The sequence below is a fragment of the Streptomyces sp. URMC 129 genome, from assembly GCF_051386415.1.
Taxonomy (GTDB): domain Bacteria; phylum Actinomycetota; class Actinomycetes; order Streptomycetales; family Streptomycetaceae; genus Streptomyces.
On sequence record NZ_JBPQTQ010000178.1, the window covers coordinates 1 to 9,224 of the forward strand.

The 9,224-nt window shown below is 75.8% G+C and carries 8 protein-coding genes; 6 read left to right on the top strand and 2 right to left on the bottom strand.

Going from position 1 to position 9,224, the window contains the following annotated elements:
* Positions 1-205 (bottom strand): GntR family transcriptional regulator (locus tag ACSNOC_RS25710; RefSeq protein WP_436749962.1); only part of this gene is annotated, 205 nt, incomplete at its 3' end.
* A 97-nt stretch (positions 206-302) separates the two neighbouring features.
* On the opposite strand from ACSNOC_RS25710, the gene ACSNOC_RS25715 reads away from it, so the two are divergent.
* From ACSNOC_RS25715 to ACSNOC_RS25730, 4 genes are read left to right on the top strand one after another with little or no spacing between them, the layout of a single operon-like run.
* A complete protein-coding gene (locus ACSNOC_RS25715; protein ID WP_436749963.1) occupies positions 303-1,157 on the top strand; it encodes a fumarylacetoacetate hydrolase family protein in 855 nt (284 codons plus the stop codon).
* Positions 1,157-2,071, top strand: coding sequence for a VOC family protein (locus ACSNOC_RS25720; protein WP_436749964.1), 915 nt, complete (start codon positions 1,157-1,159; stop codon positions 2,069-2,071). Before ACSNOC_RS25715 ends, ACSNOC_RS25720 begins: the two co-directional genes overlap by 1 nt.
* On the top strand, positions 2,068-2,829 hold the full coding sequence (locus ACSNOC_RS25725) for a CoA transferase subunit A (RefSeq protein WP_436749965.1): 762 nt from the start codon (positions 2,068-2,070) through the stop codon (positions 2,827-2,829). Before ACSNOC_RS25720 ends, ACSNOC_RS25725 begins: the two co-directional genes overlap by 4 nt.
* The gene (locus ACSNOC_RS25730; protein WP_436749966.1) at positions 2,829-3,506 is read left to right on the top strand and encodes a 3-oxoacid CoA-transferase subunit B; all 678 of its coding nucleotides are present in this window, start codon (positions 2,829-2,831) and stop codon (positions 3,504-3,506) included. Before ACSNOC_RS25725 ends, ACSNOC_RS25730 begins: the two co-directional genes overlap by 1 nt.
* Here ACSNOC_RS25730 and ACSNOC_RS25735 read toward each other — a convergent pair.
* Positions 3,478-6,159, bottom strand: coding sequence for an FG-GAP-like repeat-containing protein (locus ACSNOC_RS25735; RefSeq protein WP_436749967.1), 2,682 nt, complete (start codon positions 6,157-6,159; stop codon positions 3,478-3,480). The two genes, ACSNOC_RS25730 and ACSNOC_RS25735, sit on opposite strands and share 29 nt — an antisense overlap.
* Positions 6,160-6,300: 141 nt before the next feature.
* Between ACSNOC_RS25735 and ACSNOC_RS25740 the strand changes: the two genes are divergently transcribed.
* The gene (locus ACSNOC_RS25740; RefSeq protein WP_436749968.1) at positions 6,301-7,107 is read left to right on the top strand and encodes a hypothetical protein; all 807 of its coding nucleotides are present in this window, start codon (positions 6,301-6,303) and stop codon (positions 7,105-7,107) included.
* 317 nt (positions 7,108-7,424) lie between these two features.
* Entirely contained in the window at positions 7,425-9,155 is a 1,731-nt protein-coding gene (locus ACSNOC_RS25745) for an AMP-binding protein (RefSeq protein ID WP_436749969.1), read from the top strand.
* Positions 9,156-9,224 lie beyond the last annotated feature (69 nt).

Sequence of the window (9,224 nt, forward strand, 5' to 3'; positions counted from 1 at the left end):
CCTGGTGCGACTGGGTGGTGACGAACCCCTCGGCCACCAGCCGGGTCAGCGCCTCCCGCGCCGCGCCCACGCTGGTGCCGTAACGGGCGCACAGCTCGGGGAACTTCAGCCGCCGGCCCGGCAGGAGACCACCGCCCAGGATGTCGGCGCGCAGGCGGGCGTAGACCTCTCCGGCGCGGGTGGTCCCGTTGTCGTTCTTGGCCATGGCCTCAACCTAGCAGGGCTGCGAATCACGGCGGAACTTTCGAATCTTTGACTTTCGAATCTGTCCACAGAATTCGCAAGCTGCTACGGTGCCCGGCATGCGTATCGCGAATCTTTCCGGCCGGCTCGTCCTCGTCACGGGGGAGAACACGGCCGTCGACGTGGAACGGGCGAGCGGCGGTGTGTTCTCCGCCGACCCGCAGGCGGTGTACGGACGGTGGCGGGAGTTCCGGGCGTGGGCGTCCGGCGCGGCCCTGCCCGAGGGCGAGGTCTTCGCGGCGGCGGACCTGGGCGCGCCCGCGCCGGCGCCCCGGCAGGTGCTGGCGGTGGGCCTGAACTACCGCGACCACGCCGCCGAGTCCGGCTTCGCCGTGCCCGAGGGCCTGCCGCCGGTGTTCACCAAGTTCGTCACCAGCCTCACCGGCCCGGTCACCACCGTGGCGCTGCCCGCCGGGGGGAACACCGACTGGGAGGTGGAGCTGGTCGCCGTCATCGGCACCGAGGCGTACCGCGTCACCGAGGAGGCGGCCTGGTCCCACGTGGCCGGGCTGACCGTCGGGCAGGACCTGTCGGAGCGGGTCGGGCAGCTCGCCGGGCCGGCCCCGCAGTTCAGCCTCGGCAAGTCCCACCCCGGCTTCGCGCCCACCGGACCGTGGCTGGTCACCCCCGACGAGTTCGACGACCCGGACGACCTGGAGCTGGGCTGCGCGATCAACGGCGAGGAGGTGCAGAAGGGCCGCACCCGCGACCTGGTCTTCTCGCTGCCGGTCCTGATCTCCCGCCTCTCGGCGGTGCTGCCGCTGCTGCCCGGAGACCTCCTGTTCACCGGCACCCCCGCCGGGGTCGGCCTGGGCCGCACGCCGCAGCGCTGGCTCGCCCCGGGCGACGAACTCGTCTCCTACGTCGGCGGCATCGGGGAGCTGCGGCAGACCTTCACCGGGGGAGCGCGCTGATGGCCCTGCACCGCCTGTCCTCCGTCACCATCGGCGTCCCCAACCCGGCCGAGACCGCCGCGTACTACACCGACTTCGGCCTCACCGCCGGGGCCGACGGCTGGTTCAGCACGCTCGACGGCGGCCGGCAGCTGCGCGTGGTGCACGCGCCGACCCGGCGCCTGGTCGAGCTCGTCGTCGGCGTGGACGACCACGACGACCTCGCGGCGGCGGCCTCCCGCCTCGGCCTCGGCGCCCCCGGCGGCGACGGCACGCTCACCGCGTACGAGCCGGTCACCGGCGTCCGCGCGGTGCTGCGGATCGAGCCGCGCGTGACCCAGTCCCCCGTCCCCGCGACCCCGTACAACGGGCCGGGCCGCACCGAACGCACCGGCCGCCGCGCCCCGGCGCTGCTGCGCGCCGCCCCGGTCCGCCCCCGCAAGCTCGGGCACGCGGTGCTCGGCACCACCGACTTCGCGGCCACCACCGCGTTCTTCCGCGACGGGCTCGGCTTCAAGGTCAGCGACTTGATGGGCGACGTCGGCGCGTTCCTGCGCTGCTCCACCGACCACCACAACGTGCTGGTGCTGGCGGCGCCGGTGGCGTTCCTGCACCACACCTCGTGGCAGGTGGACGACGTCGACGACATCGGGCGCGGCGCGATGGCCATGCTGGAGGACCACCCCGAGCGGCACGTGTGGGGCCTGGGCCGCCACCACGCCGGGTCGAACTTCTTCTGGTACCTGAAGGACCCGGCCGGGAACTTCTCGGAGTACTACTCCGACATGGACTGCGTCGCGGAGGACCAGCTCTGGACGCCGGAGGTGTTCGAGGGGGCGAGGGGCCTGTTCAACTGGGGCCCGCCGCCGCCTCCTTCGTTCATCAGACCGGACGACCTCGCCGCCCTGATGACGGGGAGTCACAGCGCCCCATGAGCATCGACAAGGTGATCCGCGCCGCCGACGACGCGGTGGCGGACATACCCGACGGGGCCTCGCTGGCCGTGGGCGGGTTCGGGCTGTGCGGCGTTCCGGAGACGCTGATCCGGGCGCTGCACGCGCGGGGCTCCGGCGGGCTGCGGCTGGTGTCCAACAACTGCGGCGTGGACGGCCGGGGCCTGGGCGTCCTGCTCGCCGCCGGACGGGTGGCGCGGGTGACCGCCTCCTACGTCGGGGAGAACAAGGAGTTCGCCCGGCAGTACCTGGCCGGGGAGCTGGAGGTCGAGCTGATCCCGCAGGGCACCCTGGCGGAGCGGCTGCGCGCCGGGGGCGCCGGGATCCCCGCCTTCTACACCCCGGCCGGGGTCGGCACCCAGGTCGCGGACGGCGGGCTGCCCTGGCGCCACCACCCGGACGGCTCGGTCGCCGTGGCCTCGCCGCCGAAGGAGACCCGCGTCATCGACGGCCGCGCGTACGTGCTGGAGCACGCCGTGACCACCGACTTCGCCCTGGTCCGCGCGGCGCGCGGCGACCGGCACGGCAACCTGGTCTTCCGCCGCTCGGCCGCCAACTTCAATCCCCTGGCCGCGATGGCGGGCCGCGTCACCATCGCGGAGGTCGAGGAACTGGTCGAGCCCGGCGCGCTGGACCCCGACGCTGTGCACCTGCCGGGCGTCTTCGTCCAGCGGGTGGTGCCGCTCACGGCCGGACAGGCCGCCGACAAACCCGTCGAACGGAGAACGGTGAGCGCCTGATGCCCTGGACCCGCGCACAGATGGCCGCCCGCGCCGCCGCCGAACTGGCCGACGGCTCCTACGTCAACCTCGGCATCGGGCTGCCCACCCTCATCCCCGGCCACCTGCCGCCGGGCGTGCGGGTGGTGCTCCATTCCGAGAACGGCATCCTGGGCACCGGCCCCTACCCCCGCGAGGACGACGTCGACCCGGACCTGATCAACGCGGGGAAGGAGACGGTCACGGTACTGCCCGGGGCGGCGTTCTTCGACTCGGCGCTCTCGTTCGGCATGATCCGCGGCGGCCACATCGACACCGCCGTCCTGGGCGCCATGCAGGTCTCCGCCACCGGCGACCTGGCCAACTGGATGATCCCCGGGAAGATGGTCAAGGGCATGGGCGGCGCCATGGACCTCGTCCACGGCGCCCGCCGCGTCATCGCCCTGACCGAGCACACGGCCCGGGACGGCTCCCCCAAGATCATGGCCGCCTGCACCCTGCCGCTGACCGGCCGGGCCTGCGTCCACCGGATCATCACCGACCTGGCCGTCCTCGACGTCACCGGCGACGGCCTCGCGCTGGTCGAGACCGCCCCCGGTGTGACGCCGGACGAGGTCCGCGCGGCGACGGCGGCGCCGGTGGCCGTCACCGCCGCCGCGCGGGGGGACGTCACGGGGTCAGGGACCAGCCGAGCCTGACGCCGGCCGGGGTGCCGAACGTGCCCCGGCCGTAGTTCACGCTGCCGGACAGGCCCAGGCCCGAGCCGCCGGAGTCGATCTGGAGGACCAGCCCGTTGGCCGCGTCCTCGCCCTCCGCGCCGATCGCCAGGTCGGCGCGGCCCCAGCCGGAGAGGTCGGCCAGCAGCGCCGACGAGCCGAACCGGTCGCCGGACTCGGCCGAGCCCGGCACCCCGGCGGTGTCCTGGTGCAGGCTCGTGGCGCCCGAGGCCGTCAGGCCGGTGGCGGAGCCGCGCAGCAGGAGCGCCGCGCCCGCGTTGGAACGGCTCGTCCCGTCGCGGGAGATGTCCTCGCCGGGCAGGCCGGTGAGGACGTCGGCGTAGCCGTCGAGGTCGTAGTCGCCGGCCGCGACCGAGGCGCCCATGGCGTCGCCGGACTCGGCGCCGCCGGGGACGCCGGAGGTGTCCTGGTGGACGATCCGCTTGCCGGTGCCGGTGAAGCCGCCGGAGGCGCCGCGGATCACCGTCACCTGGCCGCCGCGCACGGCGTCCGGCTGCCCGACGACCAGATCGTCGTAGCCGTCGGCGTCGGTGTCGCCGGTGGCGACGGACCGGCCGCCGGGGGTGCTGAGCAGGGTGCCCGCGCCGAGGCCGCCGGCCGAGCCCCGGTGGAGGGTCAGCCGGTCCCTGCCGTCCGCGTCCCGGTGGGTGACGACGACGTCCGCGTAGCCGTCGCGGTTGAAGTCGCCGCTGGTGGCGTCGAGATGGCCGACGGCCCCGGGCGCGCCGGTGGTCAGCGGGCCGCCGGTGGTGGTGCCGTCGGCCACGTCGTACGCCGACCAGCCCGCCGGGCCCTGCCGGGCCGCCGCGAAGACGTCGGCCGTGCCGTCGCTGTCGAAGTCACCGACCGCGACGGCCGTGCCGAGCCGGGCGCCCGCGGTCGGGCCGCCGGGCGGGGCGGGCAGCAGCACGCTGGTGTTCAGGCCGGGGCCGTGGACGACGGTGACCGCGCCCGCGTCCGCGGCGCCGGCCGCGTCCTCGCCGGGGGCGCCGACGACCAGGTCGGCGTGACCGTCGCCGTTCACGTCGCCGTAGGCGGTGGCCGCGCCCCAGGAGTCGCCCCGCTGGGAGGCGCCGGTGATGCCCGCGCTGGACTGGCTGAGGGTGATCCGGGCCGAGCCGACCGGGCCCTCGGGGCCGCCGGGCAGGATGTGGACCGCGCCGGCCCAGGCGTAGCCGTTGACCGCCTGGGACGGGGTGGCGGTCAGCAGGTCGGTGAGGCCGTCGCCGTTGACGTCGGCGGTGGGCGTCGCGGAACCGGCCGCCGGGCTGGCGGCGAAGCGGCGGATCTCGCCGAGACGCGCGTAGAGCGTGTCGCCGGGGCACTCGGTGGCGAACGCGTCGCGGTGGCCGGAGACGGTGCGGAGGGTGGCCTGCTCGCCCTCGTGCCACACGCCGGTGTCGCCCCTGGCGGTGAGGGTGACGGAGCCGGTGGGGCTCACGCCGTACTGGCCCAGCTTCCATCCGGCGACGCGGGCGACGGCGTCGGTGATGGTGCGGGTGGGCGTGCCGTCGGTCGCGAAGTTGCCGATGACGGCGATGCCGGTGGAGTAGCTGTTGAAGCCGTACGTGTGGGCGCCCGTCACGGGCAGGTCGGTGCCGCCGCCGCGGCCCTCGTAGACCGTGCCGCACTTGTCGACCAGGAAGTTGTAGCCGATGTCGTTCCAGCCCAGGGACTGGACGTGGTACTGCATGATCGCCCGGATGATCGCGGGGGCGTCGGCGCAGGAGTAGGCGTTGTCGTCGGTGGTGTGGTGGACGAAGGCCACGTCGATCCGCTCGACGTACCCGGCCGGCTCCTCGACCGTCGACTCGTCGGCGCCCCAGCCGGAGCGGGGCACGATCGGGGGCCGGGTGACGGTCGACGCGGGGGCGGCGGGCGGCTCGGCGGGCGCGGGCGGCGGCTCGGTCGCCGTGTCGTCGGTGGCGAAGGTCGCCGTGGTGGCCGTGGTGGCCGGGGCGGCCGTGGTCGCCGTCGTCGTGGCCGCGGTCGCCGTGGCCGCGGTCGCCGCCGGGGTGGTCCCCGTCGTCGTGGTGGCGGTGGGGGCGGCCGGGTCGGCGGCGCGGGCCGCCTCGTCCTCGGTGACGCCCGGGTCGATCAGGTCCAGCCGCATGCCGCGGGGCAGGCCGGAGGCGGTGCCGTCGGCGGCCACCACGCGGGCCTCGACGCCGTCGGAGTCGTCCACCCAGCGCGGATGGGTGCCGCCGCGGGCCTCGCTCTCGCGGCCCTCCTCGGTCTCGGGCGCCTCGGCATCGGCGTCCAGCGGCTGCCAGCCGGACCACTCCCCCGTGACCGCGCTGCGGACCCGTATCTCGGCGCGGCCGTCCAGTTCGGCGGCCGAGTCCGGCCACGAGATGCCCACGCTGCTGAACGGTTCGGTGTCGCGCCGGCCGACGCCGCGCTCGCCGGGGCCCCGGTCCTCCAGCCGCACGCTGTGCAGCGCGGCCGGGCGCTCGGTGACCTCCGGCGGGCCCGCCGCGGAGGGGTCGGCGGAGGGGTCGGCGACGGCGGCCGTGACCACTCCGGCTCCGGCGGCCGTGACGGCCGCCACGGTGAGGTAGACGCGGGCCTTGACGCTCAGCGTTCTTCGCGCACGTGCACGACGTGGCTTCACTCGCGCGCCCCCTTTCTGTTCTTCTGACGAGCCGATCGAACAGCCGTATGATCGGCGGGCACACGGTATCAGCGCGTCGCTGCCGTTCTCCGCGGGGCACGTCGGGGCAACCTTCCGCCCGGGCCGGCGGTCCAACCCTGCATGACCCGACGCCACGCTGTTGTCTCCTGCGCCGCCATCGGCGCCTCCCTGCTGCCGTTACTCCTGCTCGGCGCCGCGCCCGCCGTGGCCGAGGGGGTGCCGGTCGACCCGATCGACGTCGCGGAGCTGCCGCTCTGCTCGGACGTGGGGGACGCCGCCGCGCTGGCCGTCGAGCTCACCGGGGTGCCGGAGTCGGTGACGGCCACCGAGTGGGGGGAGTTCGGGTACCGGGTCACCAACACCGGGGACGAGCCGGTGAGTCCGGTGTACGCGTACGCGTCGATGTGGGCCTACGCGGCGGACGGCGCGGCGGACCCGTTCCCGTTCGCGTTCGAGTGGTTCGTGAACGGTGCCTGGGAGGAGGTGCCGTTCGAGAGCGACGAGGCGGACGGCCACTTCGGCATGGTGGCGGAGCTGCCGCCGGGCGCGTCGGCCGAGGTCCGGCTGCGCGGCCGGACCCTGGAGAACCGGGCGGGCCACGCCGAGCTGACGGCGCGGGCCCGGTACGACGACGCGACGGGCGAGGACGGCACCGTGGTCTGCCATCGCGCGGAGGCGACCGCGGAGTTCACCATCGAGGCCGCGCCGTTGGGCGAGCAGCCCGGGGAACCCGGCGAACCCGGGGAGGCCGGGCAGCCCGGGGAGGCCGGGGAGCCGGCTCCCGCGCCGGGGCCCGAACTGGCCGAGACGGGCCCGTCGTCGGGCCTCCCCGTGGTCGCGCTGGCCGGTGCCGCGCTGCTGGCCGCCGGGGGCGGTGCCGCCGTCCTGGCCCACCGCCGCGCGGCGGGCCGGTCCGCCGGGACGTGACGGCGGGCGGCGGGCGGCGCCTCGTCACCCCGCGGGGCCGGTGCCGGGAGTGGCCGTCGCGCGGGCCCGGTGGACCCGCAGGGTCAGTTCGAGGTCGAAGGGGGCCTCCGGCCAGGACAGGCTCCGGGCCGGGGGCGGACATGACGCACCTCACTGTCGTGCGGGCGTGATCCGGTTGATAGTCATAGGACGCACAACTCCGCGGCCGGCCCTGGCGTCCTGGTGACAGGACACGGACGTCGTCCGTGCGCGATCATGGTCCGCTCGTCACGCTGCCGTCGAGGCCGCCGGGCAGGTCAGAGGGGATGGGACGACAGATGCCGGAGTCCGGGAGGCGGGCCGAGAGCGCGCCCTGGCTGACGTTCTACCCCGCCGGCGTCCCGCACGACGTCCGGATCCCGGACGGGTCGTTCGCCTCGGTGCTGACCAACGCGGCGCGCGAGCACGGCGGCCGGACGGCGCTGGTCTTCTTCGGGCGGCGGACGGCGTACGGCGCGCTGCTGCGGGCGGTGGACCGCTGCGCGGGCGGCCTGCGCGGCCTGGGGGTCGCGCCGGGCGACCGGGTGGCGCTGGTGCTGCCGAACTGCCCGCAGTTCGTGATCGCCTTCTTCGCCACGCTGCGGATCGGCGCGGTCGCGGTGCCGGTGAGCCCGCAGCTCACCGAGCGGGAGCTGCGGCACCAGCTCGCGGACAGCGGCGCGGTCGCCGCCGTCGTGGTGGAGGGCGCGCTGCCGAAGGTGCGGCCGGTGCTGCGGCACACCGCGCTGAAGCACGTCATCAGCACCAGCCTGGCCGACGAGCTGCCGGTCTGGCTGCGGCTGGCGCTGCGGCTGCCGGTGGCCAGGGTCCGCGCGGCGCGCCGGCGTTTCGCGCCGGGGGTGCCGCGCGGCATGGACACGGTGCCGTGGCACGTGGTGGCCCGGCACGCGCCGGCGGAGGGCACGGAGCCCGTACGGCCGGACGGTCTGGCCGTGCTCCCGTACACGGGCGGTACCACGGGCACCCCCAGGGGCGTGATGCTCACCCACCGGAATCTCCTGGCCAACGCCCACCAGGTCGACGCCTGGCACGCCCCGCTGCGCGGCAAGCGGGACACGATGCTCGCGGTGCTGCCGTTCACCCACGTCTACGGGCTGACGCTGTGCCTGGGCGCCGGGATGGTGGGCGGCGCCACCGCGGTGCTGCTGCCGACGCAGGACACCGGCCGCCTGCTGCGCGCCGCCCGCCGCTGGAAGCCGACGCTGCTGCACGCGACGCCGCCCGTCTTCGACGGCCTGCTCGACCGGCCGGCCCGGGAGCTGGAGGCGCTGCGGACGCTGCGCGGCTGCGTGTCGGGCGCGATGCGGCTGTCGCCGGAGACGGTGACGCGGTTCGGCGAGATCGTCGGGCAGGCCCGGCTCGTGGAGGGCTACGGGCTCACCGAGGCCGCGCCGGTGGTGCTGGTCAATCCGCTGAACGCCAACGCCAGGCCCGGCACCGTCGGCGTCCCGCTGCCCGGCACCGAGGTCCGCGTCGCGCGCGAGGACGACCCGGCGGCCGACGCCGCGCCCGGGGAGGCCGGCGAGCTGCTGGTGCGCGGCCCGCAGGTGTTCGCCGGGTACTGGAACGACCCGCACGGCACGGCCGGCCGGATGCGGGACGGCTGGCTGCGGACCGGGGACATCGCCGTGATGAGCCCGGACGGCTTCGTCACGCTCATCGACCGGGGCGTGGACGTGATCGAGGTGGCGGGGACGCACGTCTTCCCCTCCGAGATCGAACGGGTGCTGTGCGAGCACCCGGCGGTCCGCGAGGCCGCGGTGCTCGGCGCGGCCGACCCGGCGGACCGGGGCCTGGGCCAGGTGGTGCGGGCCGTGGTGGTGATCGAGGGCGGCTGGGCGGTGAGCAGGTCGGAGCTGATGGAGCACTGCGCGGAGCGGCTGCCGCCGTACAAGGTGCCGACGCTGATGGAGTTCCGCGCCTCGTCGCTGCCGCGCGGGCAGGTCGGGAAGATGCTCCGCCGGGAGCTGCGCGAGCCGCCGCCGTCCGCCCGGCCGCGCCGCCCCTGACCCTCCGCTCGCCTCCCCTCCCCGTCCCCTCCCGTCCGGACCCGGCACCTACGGCGCGGTGCCCTCGGG

Excerpts from the sequence above, each read along its gene's own strand:
- ACSNOC_RS25715 (WP_436749963.1), top strand. The coding sequence starts at position 303 with ATGCGTATCGCGAATCTTTCCGGCCGGCTCGTCCTCGTCACGGGGGAG.
- ACSNOC_RS25720 (WP_436749964.1), top strand. The coding sequence starts at position 1,157 with ATGGCCCTGCACCGCCTGTCCTCCGTCACCATCGGCGTCCCCAACCCG.
- ACSNOC_RS25725 (WP_436749965.1), top strand. The coding sequence starts at position 2,068 with ATGAGCATCGACAAGGTGATCCGCGCCGCCGACGACGCGGTGGCGGAC.
- ACSNOC_RS25730 (WP_436749966.1), top strand. The coding sequence starts at position 2,829 with ATGCCCTGGACCCGCGCACAGATGGCCGCCCGCGCCGCCGCCGAACTG.
- ACSNOC_RS25740 (WP_436749968.1), top strand. The coding sequence starts at position 6,301 with ATGACCCGACGCCACGCTGTTGTCTCCTGCGCCGCCATCGGCGCCTCC.
- ACSNOC_RS25745 (WP_436749969.1), top strand. The coding sequence starts at position 7,425 with ATGCCGGAGTCCGGGAGGCGGGCCGAGAGCGCGCCCTGGCTGACGTTC.